Annotated in this window: 15 protein-coding genes; 10 read left to right on the top strand and 5 right to left on the bottom strand. The window is 38.3% G+C overall.

All coding sequences use genetic code 11. From position 1 onward, the window contains the following. Nucleotides 1-2: 2 nt before the first annotated feature. The 6 genes from RM539_RS06780 (at nucleotide 3) to RM539_RS06755 (ending at nucleotide 6,508) form a co-directional block, all read left to right on the top strand. On the top strand, nucleotides 3-962 hold the full coding sequence (locus RM539_RS06780; RefSeq protein ID WP_311502620.1) for a glycosyltransferase family 2 protein: 960 nt from the start codon (nucleotides 3-5) through the stop codon (nucleotides 960-962). A 47-nt stretch (nucleotides 963-1,009) separates the two neighbouring features. Then, nucleotides 1,010-2,740, top strand: a complete 1,731-nt coding sequence (locus RM539_RS06775) for a phospho-sugar mutase (RefSeq protein WP_311502619.1) — start codon at nucleotides 1,010-1,012, stop codon at nucleotides 2,738-2,740. Nucleotides 2,741-2,755: 15 nt separating this feature from the next. Further along, entirely contained in the window at nucleotides 2,756-4,585 is a 1,830-nt protein-coding gene (locus tag RM539_RS06770; RefSeq protein WP_311502618.1) for an ABC transporter ATP-binding protein, read from the top strand. Nucleotides 4,586-4,967: 382 nt separating this feature from the next. After that, nucleotides 4,968-5,513 (top strand): RNA polymerase sigma factor, encoded by a 546-nt coding sequence (locus RM539_RS06765; RefSeq protein WP_311502617.1) that lies wholly within the window; start codon nucleotides 4,968-4,970, stop codon nucleotides 5,511-5,513. Nucleotides 5,514-5,545: 32 nt separating this feature from the next. Next, on the top strand, nucleotides 5,546-6,064 hold the full coding sequence (locus RM539_RS06760; RefSeq protein WP_311502616.1) for a hypothetical protein: 519 nt from the start codon (nucleotides 5,546-5,548) through the stop codon (nucleotides 6,062-6,064). Between the two features lie 3 nt (nucleotides 6,065-6,067). Continuing rightward, complete coding sequence (locus tag RM539_RS06755) at nucleotides 6,068-6,508, top strand: hypothetical protein (protein WP_311502615.1); 441 nt, start codon at nucleotides 6,068-6,070, stop codon at nucleotides 6,506-6,508. 89 nt (nucleotides 6,509-6,597) lie between these two features. Here RM539_RS06755 and RM539_RS06750 read toward each other — a convergent pair whose 3' ends face one another. Then, a complete protein-coding gene (locus RM539_RS06750) occupies nucleotides 6,598-7,659 on the bottom strand; it encodes a WD40/YVTN/BNR-like repeat-containing protein (protein WP_311502614.1) in 1,062 nt (353 codons plus the stop codon). A 111-nt stretch (nucleotides 7,660-7,770) separates the two neighbouring features. On the opposite strand from RM539_RS06750, the gene RM539_RS06745 reads away from it, so the two are divergent. Continuing rightward, a complete protein-coding gene (locus RM539_RS06745; protein ID WP_311502613.1) occupies nucleotides 7,771-8,982 on the top strand; it encodes an RsmB/NOP family class I SAM-dependent RNA methyltransferase in 1,212 nt (403 codons plus the stop codon). A 384-nt stretch (nucleotides 8,983-9,366) separates the two neighbouring features. Next, nucleotides 9,367-13,038 carry a phosphoribosylformylglycinamidine synthase gene (gene purL / locus RM539_RS06740; RefSeq protein WP_311502612.1) on the top strand — a complete coding sequence of 1,224 codons (3,672 nt, stop codon included), beginning with the start codon at nucleotides 9,367-9,369 and terminating at the stop codon, nucleotides 13,036-13,038. 185 nt (nucleotides 13,039-13,223) lie between these two features. On the opposite strand, the gene RM539_RS06735 is transcribed toward purL, so the two are convergent. The 4 genes from RM539_RS06735 to RM539_RS06720 all read right to left on the bottom strand — a co-directional run bounded on the left by RM539_RS06735 (nucleotide 13,224) and on the right by RM539_RS06720 (nucleotide 15,374). Continuing rightward, a complete protein-coding gene (locus tag RM539_RS06735; RefSeq protein WP_311502611.1) occupies nucleotides 13,224-13,418 on the bottom strand; it encodes a hypothetical protein in 195 nt (64 codons plus the stop codon). A gap of 51 nt (nucleotides 13,419-13,469) precedes the next feature. After that, a complete protein-coding gene (locus RM539_RS06730) occupies nucleotides 13,470-13,880 on the bottom strand; it encodes an NAD-dependent epimerase/dehydratase family protein (protein ID WP_311502610.1) in 411 nt (136 codons plus the stop codon). 23 nt (nucleotides 13,881-13,903) lie between these two features. Beyond that, entirely contained in the window at nucleotides 13,904-14,689 is a 786-nt protein-coding gene (locus tag RM539_RS06725; RefSeq protein ID WP_311502609.1) for an OBAP family protein, read from the bottom strand. Nucleotides 14,690-14,777: 88 nt separating this feature from the next. After that, nucleotides 14,778-15,374: a DUF4136 domain-containing protein gene (locus RM539_RS06720; protein WP_311502608.1), complete on the bottom strand. Its 597-nt coding sequence runs from the start codon at nucleotides 15,372-15,374 to the stop codon at nucleotides 14,778-14,780. Between the two features lie 359 nt (nucleotides 15,375-15,733). On the opposite strand from RM539_RS06720, the gene RM539_RS06715 reads away from it, so the two are divergent. Together RM539_RS06715 and RM539_RS06710 are read left to right on the top strand one after the other, a co-directional pair. After that, entirely contained in the window at nucleotides 15,734-17,509 is a 1,776-nt protein-coding gene (locus RM539_RS06715) for an AMP-dependent synthetase/ligase (RefSeq protein ID WP_311502607.1), read from the top strand. Nucleotides 17,510-17,664: 155 nt separating this feature from the next. Continuing rightward, on the top strand, nucleotides 17,665-18,135 hold the full coding sequence (locus RM539_RS06710; RefSeq protein WP_311502606.1) for a MarR family winged helix-turn-helix transcriptional regulator: 471 nt from the start codon (nucleotides 17,665-17,667) through the stop codon (nucleotides 18,133-18,135). Nucleotides 18,136-18,137: the final 2 nt, after the last annotated feature.

Below are 18,137 nucleotides of genomic sequence, written 5' to 3'. Positions count from 1 at the left end.
TTATGCAGTTATCTATCGTCATTCCTCTTCTGAACGAAGAACAATCTATATTAGAATTATATAATTGGATCGTAAAAGTCTTACGGTCCAATTCCTTTTCCTATGAAATCATTTTTATTGACGATGGAAGTACCGATGATTCCTGGAAAGCTATCGAAGCACTTTCCCTAAATGATAAATTTGTAAAAGGCATTAAATTTAACCGCAATTACGGTAAATCCCAGGCCCTGCATGCTGGTTTTCTTAAAGCACAGGCCGAGGTGATAATTACCATGGATGCCGACCTTCAGGATAATCCTGAAGAAATTCCGGAGCTTTACCATAAGATTCAGGAAGAAAATTACGACCTGGTGTCCGGTTGGAAAAAGAAGCGCTATGATAATGTTTTGTCTAAAAACCTCCCTTCAAAACTTTTTAATGCTGCAGCCAGAAAAACTTCCGGGGTGAAATTGCATGATTTTAACTGCGGACTTAAAGCTTACCGAAGTGCGGTGGTGAAAAATATTGATGTGTATGGTGAGATGCACCGCTACATCCCTGTATTGGCCAAAAATGCCGGTTTCACTAAGATAACTGAGAAAGAAGTACAGCACCAGGCCCGGAAGTATGGAAAAACAAAATTTGGTGTAGAACGCTTTATTAACGGTTTTCTTGACCTAATCAGTATCTGGTTTTTGTCTAAATTCGGTAGGCGTCCCATGCACCTTTTTGGAGCCCTGGGAGTGCTCATGTTTATCTTTGGTTTTCTCTCTGCCGGATGGATTGGAATTTCCAAACTTTACAAGCTATATCACGGGCTTCCCAACGTACTGGTAACTTCTAATCCATGGTTTTACATCGCTCTTACTGTGATGATTATTGGTAGCCAGCTTTTTCTGGCAGGATTTCTCGGGGAGCTTATTTTAAGATCTAAGAGAGATAAAGAACGCTATTTAATTAGTAAAACCACCCAAAATTTTTAACTTCATTCCGCTATTAATACTATTTTTGCTAGTAAATATTAGAAAATATGTCACAGATAAAACCTGAAATACGTTCCAAAGCTGAAGCATGGCTTTCTGAAACTTTTGATAAGGAAACTAAAAATAAAATCAATAATTTGCTGGAGAACAATCCACAGGAATTAGAAGAAAGTTTTTATAAAAACCTTGAATTTGGTACCGGCGGCATGCGTGGGATAATGGGTGTTGGCACAAACCGTATCAACAAATATACCCTCGGAAAAAACACCCAGGGGTTATCTGATTTTCTAAAAAAACAGTTTCCGAAAGAACAGCCAAAAGCAGCAATCGCTTATGATTGCAGAAACAACAGTAAAGAACTTGCCCGGGTGGTGGCAGATGTCTTTTCGGCTAACGGAATAGAAGTCTATCTTTTCTCAAACCTTAGGCCCACTCCCGAATTGTCCTTTGCGGTTAAACATCTTAACTGTCACTGCGGGATAGTACTTACCGCCAGCCATAATCCGCCGGAATATAATGGTTATAAAGTTTACTGGCAGGATGGCGGGCAATTGGTGCCGCCGCAGGATAAAGAATTGGTAGAGGTTATTAATAATACCGAATATTCCGATATCAATTTTGAAGCAAACAAAGATCTTATCCATACAATAGATACTGAAGTAGATAAGGCATTCACAGAAGCTTCGGTCAAAAATGGCAGTTTTGATATCGCGGCTTCCGCAAAGGAAAATCTTGAGATCGTTTTTACTTCCCTCCATGGAACCTCAATCACTCTTGTTCCCGATGTACTTGATAAAGCAGGTTTTAAGAATTTAAATATCGTTCAGGAGCAAAAAGAACCGGATGGTAATTTTCCTACGGTGAAATCACCTAATCCTGAAGAGCCTGAAGCCTTAAAAATGGCACTTGAACTCGCCGATGAAAAAAACGCCGATATTGTAATTGGAACCGATCCCGATTGTGATCGCCTGGGAATTGCAGTACGTGACCTGCAAGGGAAAATGACTTTGCTAAACGGTAACCAGACCATGCTGGTAATGACCTGGTTTTTGCTGGAACAGTGGAAAAAAGAAAATAAGCTGGACGGGAACGAATTTGTGGCCTCCACCATTGTTTCTACGCCAATGCTGAAGAACATTGTAGAATCTTACAATGTGGAATATCATGAAGTACTAACCGGCTTTAAATGGATTGCCAGGCTCATAAAAGATCATCCTGAACTCGATTTTATAGGTGGCGGCGAAGAAAGCTTCGGCTACATGGTTTCCGATTTTGTACGGGATAAAGATGCGGTTACCTCTACCCTGCTGGCTTGTGAAATTGCCGCAAAAATGAAGGCAGAAGGTGGCTCTTTTTATCAGAAATTAATTGAACTTTATAAAGAATATGGCCTTTATCGAGAAGAACTGATTTCCCTTGTTAAAAAAGGAATTGAAGGTGAAAAAGAGATTAAGCAAATGCTCATTGATCTTCGGGAAAATCCGTGGGAAGAAATTGATGGTGAAAAAGTGGTTTTAATTGAAGATTACCAGGCTTCAACTTCGAGAAATCTTCAGGATCACTCCGAAGAAAAAATAAATATTCCAAAATCTAATGTATTGATTTACTACACTGAAAGCGGAACAAAAATTGCTGCCCGCCCCAGTGGAACTGAGCCTAAGATTAAGTTCTATATTAGTGTGAATGCAGAATTGGACAAAGTTGAAAATCACGCGAAAGTAAATAAGGAATTAGCCGACAAAGTTTCCAGAATAAAGAAAGAACTCCAATTGGGCTAACAGCCCTGCGCGCCTATGTCATATTTTAGAAAAGTACTTCAGTTCGCGAAGCCTTACAAGCGCTTCGCGATACTGAATATTATTTCCAATGTTTTCTACGCCATATTCAGTACCCTGTCTTTTTTGGCCTTTATACCTATGCTCCAAGTGCTTTTTCAGGAAGAAGAACCAATACTTAATGAGCCTCAATGGAATGGGAGCTTTGAAACATTAAAAGACTACGCCAGTGACTATGCAAATTATTTTCTGAACCAACGGGTTGAAGAATATGGGCAAATCTCAGCGCTCATAACTATATGCGTACTGGTAATTATACTGTTCCTGTTAAAGAACTTTTTTAATTATCTGGCCATGTATTTTATTGCCAATCTCAGGAATGGCATGTTAAGAGATATCAGAAATAAAATCTATGACAAAATTGTAGAATTACCCGTTTCTTTTTTTTCTGAAAAACGAAAAGGAGATTTTATTTCCAGGATAACCAGCGATGTACAGGAAATCCAGTCATCATTTTTAAGTATGCTGGAAATGTTCATCAAGGAACCCCTAACCCTTATTTTCACCTTATTTGCGATGATTGCTATAAGTCCAAAACTAACACTTTTTGTATTTATATTTTTACCGTTGGCAGGCCTTATCATTTCATCTATTGGGAAAAAGCTGAAGGCTAAATCTACCAGTGCACAGCAGGAAAATGCACATTTTCTCTCTCTTGTTGAGGAAACGCTTTCCAGCCTTAAAATAATTAAAGGTTTTAATGCCGAAGACAGGTTCAGGCATAAATTCGGGAATAGTACCGGCAGACTTAACAAAATACTAAATTCCCTCCTCCACCGGCAAAATCTAGCTTCTCCTATGAGCGAATTTCTTGGAGTTGTGGTAATAACTGTGATTCTTTGGTTTGGTGGCAATATGGTTTTAATTGAAGGGTCTATGGATGCCTCTACATTCATTGGTTTCCTGGTGCTTACTTATAATATCCTCACTCCGGCAAAGGCAATTTCCAAAGCCACTTACAGTGTCCAAAAGGGAAATGCCAGTGCTGAACGAATTCTGGAGATCATTGAAACCGAAAGTAATGTTAGGGATAAAGAAAATGCGGTACAGAAGCAATCTTTTGATTCAGATATACAAATTGAAAATATTTCATTTAAATATGAAAAGGAAAAGGTCCTGAAAAATTTTTCCCTGCAGGTAAAGCTTGGAGAAACTGTTGCGCTGGTAGGGCAGTCAGGCAGTGGAAAATCGACTATTGCCAATCTTATTACCCGTTTTTATGATGTAAATGAAGGTGCAATAAAGATAGATAATATCGATATCCGGGATATCTCCAAGGCTTCTTTACGCCGCCTTATGGGTTTAGTAACTCAGGATTCTATTTTGTTTAACGATACCATCAGGAACAACGTTGGCTTAGGTAAAGAAGACGCTTCGGAAGCAGAAATTATAGATGCCCTGAAAATCGCCAATGCCTGGGAATTTGTAAAAGATTTACCAGAGCAACTGGAAACTAATATAGGTGATAGCGGTAATAGACTTAGTGGCGGCCAGAAACAGCGAATTTCCATCGCAAGGGCCGTTCTTAAAAATCCGCCCATCATGATTTTAGACGAGGCAACTTCAGCTTTGGATACCGAAAGTGAAAAACTGGTGCAGAAAGCACTGGAAAACATGATGAAAAATCGGACTTCTATTGTAATTGCTCACCGCCTTTCTACTATTCAGAATGCAGATAAAATTGTAGTAATGCAAAAAGGAGAAATTGTGGAGGCCGGACGGCACGAAGAACTTCTTGCTAAAAATGGCAATTACCGCAAACTTGTAGAAATGCAGTCTTTTGATTAAAACTCCCAGGTGGTAATTTCCTACACGTTTTGAACTAACATTTTAAAATAAAAAATGGATGAAAGTAGGTTTCATCCATTTTTATTAATGTTGTCTCCATTTTGGGGCTAATGAAAACAACCTCTTCAATAGGTTTTAATTTTGGGGCAAAAAAGATTAAAATCCTTATTTTGATAATGTAAATATAAAGCTAATATTTATTTAAACAAGTAATTAATGTATTTAAACATTAAAATTTTGCTTTTCATCGAAAATTACCTCACACCCGACATATTTTTCCTACTTAATAATAAATGATTATCCTTTTATAGTGCCTCCAAATTTTTAAATATCTTTAAGCCGTGAACAAAAACAAATACTGTTCAGCAAACAGAGAAAGGAGTTGGATAAGTCTGAAATTGATTTAGTAGAACGTCTCAGGAACAAAGCTACTGCTCAGGATGCTTTCAGGGAACTCGTATCGCTACATAAGGAAAGGCTTTACTGGCATATCAGGAATATGGTAAAAAACCATGATGATACCGATGACATTCTTCAAAACACCTTCATTAAAATATTTAAAAATATCCGTAACTTTAAAGGAGAAAGTAAACTCTTCTCCTGGATGTACAGGATTGCAACTAATGAAGCGATAACATTTTTAAATCAAAAAGCGAGAAAGCTTCAAATCACTTCAGAGGATTTACAGGAGCAGCTTATTTCCAATCTGGAAAGTGATGTTTATTTCGACGGCAGTGAAATTGAGCTAAAATTGCAAAAAGCTATCGCCAGCCTTCCGGCTAAGCAACAACAGGTTTTTAATATGAAATATTTTGAAGACCTAAAATACCGCGAAATAGCTGAAATTTTGGAAACCAGCGAAGGTGCACTAAAAGCCAGTTATCATATCGCAGCCAAAAAAATTGAAGATTTTTTAAAAACTAATTAAACCTTTTGTGAAAAGCGGAGTCAAACAAGCAAATGAAAAAGAATAAGCTACCACACAAATCAAAATCGGGTTTTAAAATCCCCGATGATTATTTCGGGAATCTTGAACAGGACCTGATGGATGGCTTATTTTCTAAATCAGAAGAATCTTTTTTACATAATAAACAAGTTTCCAGCGGCTTTAAAACTCCTGAGGCTTACCTTGAGAATTTTAATGTAGAATTACCTGCTAAAGAAGACACCGGAGTAATTTCTATTTTTAGCAGAAGAACTTTTTATTATGTTGCCGGAATTGCAGCTGTTTTATTTGCTGTAATTAACAGCCTGTTTGTCCAGACTGAGGCCGAAGCGTCATGGGATAACCTTGAACTCTCTGCTATAGAAAATTATATAGAAGAAGGGTATTTGGACATGCCGGAGTCAGAAATAACCAATTATCTTTATGAAGATGGTTATAATATTGAAGATGCAGATTTTAGAGAGGTAAATTCCAATGCGGTTGTTGAGTATCTGGATGAGCATTTGGAAGACCCTGCTCATATATATGAATAATCTATGAAGAAAATTTTACTTTTTTTTCTGATGTTTTTCTGTGTTCTACAATCTAACGCGCAGGATGACAGGGAACAGATTAAGGCCTTGAAGACAGCTTTTATTACTCAGGAATTAAATATGAGCAATAAAATTGCGCAAAAATTCTGGCCAATTTATGAAGAATATGAAAACAGAAGAAGGCAGCTTCATAGCGAGGAAGATACCAAACTTCTTGATACCGAATGTATAAATGAACAGCAGGCCGAAAAAGTTTTAGGAGAATACCTGGATATTGAAAGAAAGGAGTATGTAATAAAAAAACAACTTTTTCAGGATCTTAAGGAAATCCTGTCCACTAAGGATATAATAAAACTGCACCGGCTTGAAGATGAATTTCATAAGAAATTAATAAGAGAATATCGCGACAGAAAAAGGCGCGAAGAAGAAAACAGGAAAAAGTAAAACTTTAGATTTAGTTTTTTGGTTAGTTAGTTAGTAATGGTATTCCGGATAGCTCATGTTATCCGGAATACTTTTTTATGGGCACAATATTACCTGAAGAGTAGCTTTGCCACTTTCCCCTGCCCTGCCGCATAGGCTGTAGAGTCATTTAAAAATCGTAAAGTATAAAATCCTTCATTGGAAAGAGTATTCCAGCTTTTTCCACTGTCTTTGCTATAAGAAATTCCCGTAAATCCTACTGCCACAATCTCTTCTCCCCTGCTGTTAGGCACATATCGTATTCCGCTTTTGTAACCCGGCTCCTCCCCTTCTGCAATCAATTCCCAGGTTCTTCCTCCATTTTTGGTAATAGCTTTATTTCCTGTATTTCCTTCAGGCACAGTATAATCACCCCCTATAATTATTCCATTTTCAGCATCATAAAAATCCAGACTGTACCCTCCCTGAGTAGCTTCTCCCTGAAGCAGCGGAGTATCAAACACTTCCCAGCTTTCTCCTTTATCGGGAGAATAGTATATTCTTGATTTCTTTCCGCCTGAAAGGATCCAGACATTATCTCCCTGAATTGAAATATTAGAATTACTGGCAGCAAAAGCAGCTTCCCCATCGGCAGCTTCCGGCAAATTTTTACAGGATATTTTATTCCAGGTGTATCCACCATCGCGGGTAATAATCACAGAAAGGCAATTATCGGTAGGGTCTCCCATGGCAATTCCTTCGCTATCATTCCAAAAAGCCATGGCGTCATAAAACACATTTTCATCCTCTTCTTTATAAACCAGCTCCATTTTCCCATTTTCGCCTGTTTTGTAAAGCAAGGCAGGATTCCCGACACTCAGCATAAAAAAATCATTCGCTGTACTTGCCACAGCCCTTAATTCTGGAGTTAGGGTATCATATTTCTGCACATTTGTTTTCCATTTTTCTTCTGCGGAATTATATAAGCCGTAAGTTCCGTTATTAGCAGCAAAAGCAAGATTATTTCCTATCACTTTTATAGCCCTGATACTTAAAGAATCATTCTTGAGGATATTCTTAATTTCTACTTTTGTAAAATTTTCTTCTGAAGCTGTTTCTGATTTTTTATCAGATTTCTTTTCAGATTTACATGAAATAATAAATATAATAAAGAAGTAAAGTATGTTTTTCATTGAAGTTATCTTCAGGTTAACCGATGATGAAAACTGATAATTTCGGCATAAAATCAAAGATAAAATTTTCCGAAGCAAAAAACCTTACCTTTGCAGCCTTAAATTTTATATATGCGCTTACACAGAAACCTGGTTTTCGCCACCATAGATGCTTTGTCTGAAATCTTTAACGAAGGCAAATATGCCGATAAGGTCATTCAAAAAACCTTAAAAAGAGATAAACGTTGGGGTGCCAGGGATAGAAGTTTTATTGCTGAAACTACTTATGATATTGTTCGCTGGAAAAGGCTTTATGCTGAAATTGCCGAAGTGAAAGACCCCTTTTCAAGGGAAAACCTGTTCCGGCTTTTTGCCGTTTGGGCTACTTTAAGAGGAATAGATTTACCGGACTGGAAACAAATTGAAGACACTCCAACCCGAAGAATTAAAGGTAAATTTGATGCGCTTAGCAAAATCAGGAAATATAAAGAATCCATTCCGGACTGGCTGGATGAAATGGGTGTGAAAGAACTGGGTGAAGAAACCTGGACCAAAGAAATACATGCGCTTAATAATCTCGCTCCAGTTATAATAAGGACAAACACACTTAAAGCCAACCGGGAAAATCTTCAGGAAATTTTAGCTGAAGAAGACATTCAAACCCGTGTTTTAAAAGATTATCCGGAAGCCCTGGAACTGGAAGAAAGAGCAAACGTTTTTAGAACAAAAGCCTTTAAAGATGGCAATTTTGAAGTCCAGGACGCATCATCACAACTTGTAGCCCATTTTCTTAATGTCGAGCCGGGAATGCGCGTGGTAGATACCTGTGCCGGTGCGGGCGGTAAAACGCTTCACCTTGCCGCTTTAATGGAAAATAAAGGACAAATTATTGCTTTGGATATTTTCGGAAATAAACTGAAAGAACTAAAACGCCGCGCGAAAAGAGCCGGAGCACACAATGTTGAAACCAGGGAAATTGATACTACCAAAGTAATCAAAAAACTGCATAATAGTGCAGACCGGGTTTTAATAGATGCGCCCTGCAGCGGATTGGGAGTTTTAAGTAGAAATCCTGATGCCAAATGGAAACTGCAACCTGAATTTATTTCAAAAATTAAAAATACCCAGGCAGAAATTCTTGATCAATATTCTAAAATACTGAAACCTGGTGGAAAAATGGTGTATGCCACCTGTTCGGTTTTGCCATCTGAAAATCAGCAGCAGGTAGAAAACTTCCTGAAACGGGAAGAAGGAAAAGATTTTGAACTAGTTAAAGATCAAAAAATCCTTTCTTCTGAAACTGGTTACGACGGGTTTTACATGGCTCTTCTTCAAAAAAAATAAATGCTAATTTTTATAATTCTTAATCAATGGCATTAAAAAGCCTATATATGTCTGTTTACTCTGGCAGCCTGCAGCTCTGATGACGACAACAACATTACTACCCCTCCAGATACTACTGGAGATGAAAACAACGGTGATGAAGATGAAAACGATGAGGATGAAGATGGTGAAGGAACCGGCGGTGGTAACGAGGATGGCATTTTATTATTTTCAGAATATGTTGAAGGTGGAGGCAATAACAAAGCACTGGAATTGGTACATACTAAATTCAAGTTCCGTTTATTCTATAAAAACGATGTCTGAAAAGCATCGGTTTTTTTATTTTCGCTTCCGGATATTCACGGCAAAAAAGCTAAATTTGCAAACAACACAAAACAACCTGGAATGATTCTTTTCTTCGGAAACCAAACCACAAAGGTTTTTGCTGTGGAAACACACACCAACCTTTCAGCTCAAGATATATCAAAAATAAACTGGCTTTTTGGCGACACCACCCAAATAAATAAATCTGCTCTGGCAGATTTTTTTGTTGGTCCACGTGCCGCAATGATCACACCCTGGAGCACCAATGCTGTAGAAATTACCCAAAATATGGGAATTCGCGGCATCATTAGGATTGAGGAATTTCTAAGGGTAGATGAACATTTTCATGATTTCGATCCAATGCTTTCCCAGAAATATGATGGCCTGGACCAGGATATTTTTGATATTCACATTAATCCGGAGCCGATAATTGAAGTGGACGATATTGAAGCTTATAACCAGAAAGAAGGTTTGGCGCTAAATATTGAAGAAGTGGCTTACCTCCAGGGATTGGCAGACAAGTTAGGCCGAAAACTGACAGATTCTGAAGTCTTTGGTTTTTCCCAGGTAAATTCGGAACATTGCCGTCATAAAATCTTTAACGGAACTTTTATTATTGATGGGAAAGAAAAACCTTCTTCCCTCTTTAAACTCATCAGAAAAACTTCCGAAGAGAACCCAAACGAAATTGTTTCCGCATATAAAGATAATGTTGCTTTTGTAAAGGGCCCTAAAGTGCAGCAGTTTGCACCCAAAGCTCCCGATGTTCCGGAATATTACGAAAATAAAGATTTTGAGTCGGTCATTTCCCTCAAAGCCGAAACTCATAATTTCCCTACTACTGTAGAGCCTTTTAATGGTGCGGCAACAGGAAGCGGTGGCGAAATAAGAGACCGTCTTGCCGGTGGAAAAGGTTCTTTGCCTTTGGCGGGAACTGCGGTTTATATGACTTCCTATTCCCGACTACAAAAAGATCGCTCCTGGGAAGAAGGAATGAAAGAAAGAGATTGGTTATACCAGACGCCAATGGATATTTTAATAAAAGCATCTAACGGAGCTTCAGACTTTGGTAATAAATTTGGCCAACCGTTAATTGCAGGTTCGGTGCTCACTTTTGAACATGCAGAACACAACCGCAAACTGGGCTATGACAAAGTGATTATGCTTGCCGGCGGAATAGGTTATGGAAAAGCAGACCAGGCGAAAAAGGATGTTCCGAAGAAAGGTGATAAAATTGTTGTTCTTGGTGGTGAAAATTACCGTATTGGAATGGGCGGTGCAGCGGTTTCTTCAGCAGATACAGGAGAATTTGGCAGCGGAATCGAATTAAATGCCATCCAACGGGCAAATCCCGAAATGCAAAAACGTGCTGCCAATGCCGTTCGCGGAATGGTGGAAAGTGAAGAAAATCCTATTGTTTCCATTCACGATCACGGTGCTGGCGGACATTTAAACTGCCTGAGTGAACTTGTGGAAGAAACCGGTGGAAAAATTGATTTGGAAAAACTTCCGGTTGGAGACCCCACACTTTCAGCAAAAGAAATTATAGGAAATGAATCCCAGGAACGCATGGGGCTAATAATTGGAGAAGGCAAACTGGATATTCTTCGAAGAGTTGCAGATCGCGAGCGTTCACCTATGTATGAAGTCGGAGATGTATCCGGAGACCACCGCTTTACTTTTGAAGGAAAAACATCTGGAGAAAAGCCTATGGACCTGGATCTGGCCGATATGTTTGGCAGTTCTCCAAAAACCATCATGAATGATAAAACTATGAGTAGAATATATGAAAATGTAGCCTACTCTTCAGAAAATATACCAGCCTATTTAGAGCAGGTGCTGCAATTGGAAGCGGTTGCCTGTAAAGACTGGTTAACAAATAAAGTCGACCGCTGCGTTACCGGACGCGTTGCAAAACAGCAAACTGCAGGACCTTTGCAACTTCCGCTGAACAACTGCGGAGTAATGGCGCTGGATTACAATGGGAAAGAAGGGGTGGCAACTTCAATTGGCCACTCCCCTGTTTCGGCACTTGTGGACCCGGCTGCAGGTTCTAAAAATTCTATTGCCGAAGCTCTTTCAAACATTATCTGGGCACCCCTTGAAAAAGGACTAAAGTCTGTTTCCCTTTCGGCAAACTGGATGTGGCCCTGCAATAATGAAGGAGAAGATGCCAGGCTTTACGAGGCGGTACAGGGCGTTTCAGATTTTGCCATTGCTTTGGGCATAAATGTTCCTACAGGGAAAGATTCACTTTCCATGAAGCAGAAGTACCAAAATGAAGAAGTGATTTCTCCCGGAACCGTAATTATTTCGGCAGCCGGGCATTGCGATAATATAACTAAAGTTGTGGAACCAGTTCTTCAAAAAGATGGTGGCGATATTTATTATATCAATATGTCCCAGGACGCTTTCAAGCTTGGCGGTTCTTCCTTTGCCCAAACCCTGAACAAGGTGGGCACGGATGTTCCTACTATTAAAGATGATGAAAAGTTTGCTGATATTTTCTTTAATATCCAGGGGCTTATAAAGAATGAACTTATTCTTGCAGGACACGATGTAGCTTCCGGTGGATTGATTACCACTTTGCTGGAAATGTGTTTTGCCGATGTAAACCTGGGAGCAGAATTAGACCTTTCAGCATTAAATGAAAAAGATTCTGTTAAGATTCTGTTTAATGAAAACTGCGGAATCGTGTTCCAGGCCAAAGATGCTTCGGCTGAAAAAGTTTTAGCTGATAATAACATAGAATTCTTTAAAATTGGCAATGCTACTGAAGGAAACAAACTGAAAATTAAAAACGGTACAGAAACCTTCAGCTTTAATATTTCAGAATTAAGAGATAAATGGTTTGAAACTTCTTTCCTTCTGGACCAGAAACAAAGTGGAAAGGATAAGGCTACGGAACGTTTCAACAATTATAAGGTGCAACCTTTAAAATTCAAGTTTCCGGCACATTTTGACGGAAAGCTTCCTGCTCTTGACTCCGCCCGATCCCACACAAGAATTAAAGCAGCAATTATCAGGGAAAAAGGATCAAATTCTGAAAGAGAGATGGCCCGTGCCATGCATCTCGCCGGTTTTGATGTAAAAGATGTACACATGACCGATCTCATAAGCGGGCGGGAAACCTTGGAAGATATAAAATTTATCGCGGCAGTGGGAGGATTTTCCAATTCTGATGTATTGGGAAGTGCCAAAGGCTGGGCCGGTGCTTTTCTCTACAACGAAAAGGCTAAAACCGTGCTGGATAATTTCTTCAGCAAAGAAGATACGCTATCGATTGGAGTTTGTAATGGCTGCCAGCTATTTATTGAACTAGGCTTGATAAATCCAGATCATGAAGAAAAGCCAAAAATGCTTCATAACGCTTCGAAGAAATTTGAATGTGTTTTCACTTCTGTAGAAATAAAAGAAAATAAATCGGTAATGCTGTCTTCGCTTTCGGGCAGTACATTGGGAATCTGGGCGGCTCATGGAGAAGGGAAATTCAGCTTTCCTTATTCCAAAGAGCGATACAACATTGTTGGTGAGTATGGCTATGATAAATATCCTACCAATCCAAACGGTTCTAACCACAACACCGCGATGCTAACCGATGATACCGGAAGACACCTAGTAATGATGCCGCATTTGGAGCGTTCTACATTCCAGTGGAACTGGGCCTATTATCCCGGGGACCGAAAAGACGAAGTTTCGCCGTGGATTGAAGCTTTTGTGAATGCCAGGAAATGGCTGGAAGAAAAAGAATAATCTGTCGGAAATAATTTTTCAGTTTTTAGAAAGAGGTTTAAAAGTTTAATCGTCATTCTGAATTTATTTCAGAATCTTATTCATCCTATTATCAGCATTCTATAAGAACCTGAAACAAGTTCAGGTTGATGTAAAATGGCTTTTTAAACCTCTTTTATTTCTAAAAACAGAGAAATAAAATATACTCAGCTTAATTTTTTAATATCACTTACTTCCAGTATTGCTTTGGAATATCCATTTTTGGTAACTTCCAGCATTGCCAGCCCCACCTCATCTGTGGTAGAGAATACCTTAGGAAATAATATTTGCCCTGTGTTGTGCAGCCAGCGGAAATATTGATAAAATTCAGGAGCATGCTGTGCTTCTTTTCTTGGTTTCATGATAGCAGGACGAAAATTATAAGTTTTGAGCGGGAGTTTTTGCAAATCCTGTTAAGTTTCACCTTTTACTCGTGACCACATTAATTTACCATCGGGACTAGTACCTGCGCCGGAAACGTATGTGAAAATCGCATCCTGGTTTTGTTCACCAAAGGTTTTTGCAAACTCTATTGTAAGATAGTATGTTATTCTCCGGTATTCTTCTTCCTTCTTTCCTAAAGAGGAAATTCCGGCGCAGAAAAAGCAGGCATCATACCCGCTTATTTCATCCCTGATTTCTCTAATATTGAAAAAATCTTTAAGAATGACTTCCTTAAGCTTTTCATGATGAATTCCTGAAGGTTTGCGGCTCACTAGCAAAATTTGCAATACTTCAGGTTGTTCCATAAACACCCGTAATACGCCCTCACCAACCATTCCGGTGGCACCGGTAATAATAATTTTAAGTCCCGAATTTGTCATTTTGTTTAACCGATTTTTTAAACTTATTTAAGTTCTTCTTCCAAAGCACCTTGTTCCATATTTAAAAGAGAATGCGGTACGGAATCTATAATTTGTACCTGCCTCAATTCTCCTATTTCCCATGCATTTGCCAGGGAATCTACTTCTGGCCAGGGAATGTCCTGCCGCTCCTGTCTTCTCTCTGCTGTTGAAATTCCGAAATTTTTATCCCTCTTATCTATTAATTCCTGGCGTAATTGTCCGTCTTCAGTAAACCCCATCATTATTAGCGGCGGCCCGTAAGGCAGTTTTTTATCACGATCTGTATGCCAGGTATGGATTGTTTTTCCATAGGTGGAAACAAGGTTTTCCATGAGAATATGTTCTATATCTTCAGGAATACCGGGAGCTATTAATGTACCCGATTTTACTTCATAATCGTGCGAATGCCACAGCTTTTTTTCTTCAGCAGGTAAGGTTTTGAAAAGATCTTCAGTAACAATATATTCTATCCCCATAATTTTTGCGTCATCATTATTCCCGTCAAAAATAATTGCCTGATACAAATCCTCGTTAATTTGAGTCACGTAGTGGTGCGCTTCCATTTGTCCCCCCATATTACCGTTATAAAAATGAAAACCATCAAGATATACATCCATTTTCCTTAACGGAGTCTTATCCTGAAGAACATCTGCCCCCACACCTAAAATTTTGGATTCAGTTGTTTTTTCCTTTCCCGGTGCAGTTACATTAGATTCTGTATTTTCTCCCCCACATGCCGTTAAGAACACCAACAACATAAGCGAAAATTGAATTGAAAACTTCTTCATATTTACCAGTTTATGATTAAAAACAAGAACACCTTTTTCAGAATTGATTCCGAAAAAGGTGTTTTTAAAATTTCAAAGTAGTATTGAATTAATTGCTATTCAACGGATACTCTTCAAAAATCTGGTTTACCAGGTCACGCATTGCAGCCGGGTTTGCCTGATCGTAAAGAGGATCTGAAGTCATTCCCTTCCATACCGTTTCTTTTGTCTGCCTGTCTACAAGGTTGATAATCACCGTACCTTCTTCATAAGCATAAGTATCTGTATCATAACCTGCAATTCCACCACCAAAAGCACCGTAACCACGATAATAATATGAACCATAATACGGGCTAACAGCTCCTACACCTGCGGTATATGGATAAGTGGCATACACCGGATCTGTAGTTCTTTCCCTTTCTATCTCGGTTCTTGTACTAATAAGTACCAATAAATCAGGATTATCCCTGTTCAGAGTATAACCCGTCTGTTCCATATTTTGATTAACAGTTTCCACGATCATTCGGTTAACTTCTTCATCATTATAATTTTTTCCGGGAACTTCAGCATTGGTATTGGGCAAATAAGCAAAAGTTTCATAGCTACTTAATGCATCGCTCGGCGGATTAACGGTTTGTACACGTGGTCCACAGGCAAATACCATTACAAGTATTGAGCATAGCAGGATAGTCTTCAAATTTTTCATAATAATTTCGTTTTTCTTTTCAGTTGTTGCCTTAAATTACATAGATACTTTATTCATTACAGGATAAATCCCAAATTTAAAAGCAGTTTAACGCAGTGGATTAAATTTTAATAGAACCTTAGCACAAAAAAAGTTGTTATTGAAAAGCTCCTTTCACAAAATATTCAGAAGACTGAAAGTTTTAAAATTGAAGTAGAACTTGTAATCCTATTTTATAATCTTCTATGAAATAGGAAAGATCGGGACGGGATAAGTCTTAAGCTTTTAAAAGGTCAATAATGTATAGCATCTTTTTTTATAAAATTCATTTGAAATAGCTCCTAAAATTCCTATTTTGCAGGGAACACATTGATAAATGCATGATAGAGATAAAAAGACTTTTTGATTTTCCTTATTATCAATTGGAAAATCACCCTCTGGAGGTCGCTTTAAGTACCAAATACAACGGTTCATGGCATTCTCTCTCCACGCAGGAATATATAGATAAGGCAAATACCCTAAGCAGGGGCTTATTACGATTAGGTATAAAACCTAATGATAAAATTGCCGTAATTTCTTCTTCTAACCGAACGGAATGGAGCGTATTGGATATTGGTGTTTTACAGATTGCTGCGCAAAATGTACCTGTTTACCCTACTATTTCAGAAGATGAATATGAATATGTACTTAACCATAGTGAAGCCAAATATTGTTTTGTATCCGATAAGGAAGTACTAGCAAAACTAAATGCTATAAGAAAAAAAACTAAGCTTAAGGATGTTTACAGCTTTGATGAAATTCCAGGTTGTAAAAACTGGAAAGAAGTTTTAGAAGCCGGACAGGATAAAAGCAATCAGGACGAGGTGGAAAAGCTTCGTAAATCCGTAAAAGAAGATGATCTTGCCACTATTATTTATACTTCGGGTACCACAGGACGTCCTAAAGGAGTTATGCTTTCTCATCGTAATATAGTACGTGATGTAATAGACAGTGCTCCCCGCGTGCCTTTTGAATTTGGTGCATATACCGCTCTTAGTTTCCTTCCCGTATGCCATATTTTTGAAAGGATGATTCTATACCTCTATCAGTATCACAGCGTTTCTATTTATTTTGCTGAATCTATAGAGAAACTAAGCGATAATCTTAAAGAAGTACAACCCCATATAATTACTGCTGTTCCACGCCTGCTGGAAAAAGTATATGATAAAATTATAGCTAAGGGCAATTCCCTCGAAGGCATTAAAAAGAAGCTTTTTTACTGGGCGGTGGAACTGGGTCTGCAATATGAACCGTATGGTGCAAATGGCTGGTGGTATGAAACCAAATTGAAACTGGCAAGGAAACTAATTTTTTCCAAGTGGAAAGAAGGTTTAGGTGGCAACATAGAATTGATAGTTTCCGGCAGCGCTGCATTACAACCAAGATTAGCACGCATTTTTGCTGCCGCTGAAATGCCTGTTATGGAAGGTTATGGGTTAACGGAAACCTCGCCGGTTATTGCGGTTAACGATCAGCGGAATAAAGGTTTTAAAATTGGAACGGTGGGAAAAGTGATTGATGAAGTAGAAGTGAAAATTGCCGAAGATGGGGAAATTCTTACCAAAGGCCCTAATCTTATGATGGGCTATTATAAAGATGAAGAAAAAACCAAAGAAGCGATAAATTCTGAAGGGTTTTTTCATACCGGAGATATAGGTGAACTGGACGGAGACGGCTTCTTAAAAATAACCGATCGTAAAAAGGAAATGTTTAAAACTTCTGGCGGAAAGTATGTGGCTCCCCAAATTATTGAAAATACCATGAAACAATCACGGTTTATTGATCAAATTATGGTAATTGGCGAAGGAGAAAAAATGCCGGCTGCATTTATTCAACCGAATTTTGATTTTATAAAAGACTGGGCGAAACTTAAGAAAATAGACATTGGGGAATCTTATAAAGAAATTGTAGAGAATTCTGAAGTAAATAAACGCATACAGGAAGAAATTAATTTCTATAATTCAAAATTTGGCCATTGGGAACAGATTAAAAGATTTGAACTCACTCCCGAAGTGTGGAGTATTGAAAATAACCAGCTTACTCCTACCATGAAATTAAAAAGAAGAAATATCAAAGACCGATACGGCGATCTGTACAATAAGATTTACCGGAACTAAAAGTTCTACATTATAAGTTTATAAAACTCTCTTTAACAGGAGAGTTTTGTTTTTAATAGCATTAAAAAACAGGAATAGTAAATCAACAATTTTCGTATATTTATTATGCACGCATAGTATTATTTATTAACTTTGGAGTTCACCCATTAGCAAAAATGAAGGAAAAGACTATAGATTATGTTTTACGTGCAACGTGGATGGCGGTGTCAAAAATGTATAATGAAGAGGCCGGAAAAGCCGGTAGCACCATGGCTACAGGTTTTGCTCTTTTAAGTATAGATCCTGAAAAAGGCACACCTTCAACAGCCCTTGGACCAAAAATGGGAATGGAAGCCACCAGCCTGTCCAGAATTTTGAAAACCATGCAGGAAAAAGGATTAATTATTCGAAAGAAAAATCCGCTGGACGGGCGAAGTGTATTGATACATTTAACAGATTTTGGCAAAGAAATGCGTGATTTCTCCAAAAAGGTAGTTCTAAGGTTTGACGAAGCCGTAAAAGAAAATGTTTCCGAAGAAGAACTTAAAACCTTTACAAGGGTAGCCAGTACCATCACCAATCTTATCACAGAAAAAGAAATATATAAAGAAGAAATCGCATTAAATCCTGTTCATAAGAATGAATAGTC

The sequence above is a fragment of the Autumnicola musiva genome, from assembly GCF_031846585.1.
GTDB classification, from domain to species: Bacteria; Bacteroidota; Bacteroidia; order Flavobacteriales; family Flavobacteriaceae; genus Autumnicola; species Autumnicola musiva.
Note: the sequence above shows the minus strand (reverse complement) of the source record. Positions and strands in the feature narration are given on the sequence as shown.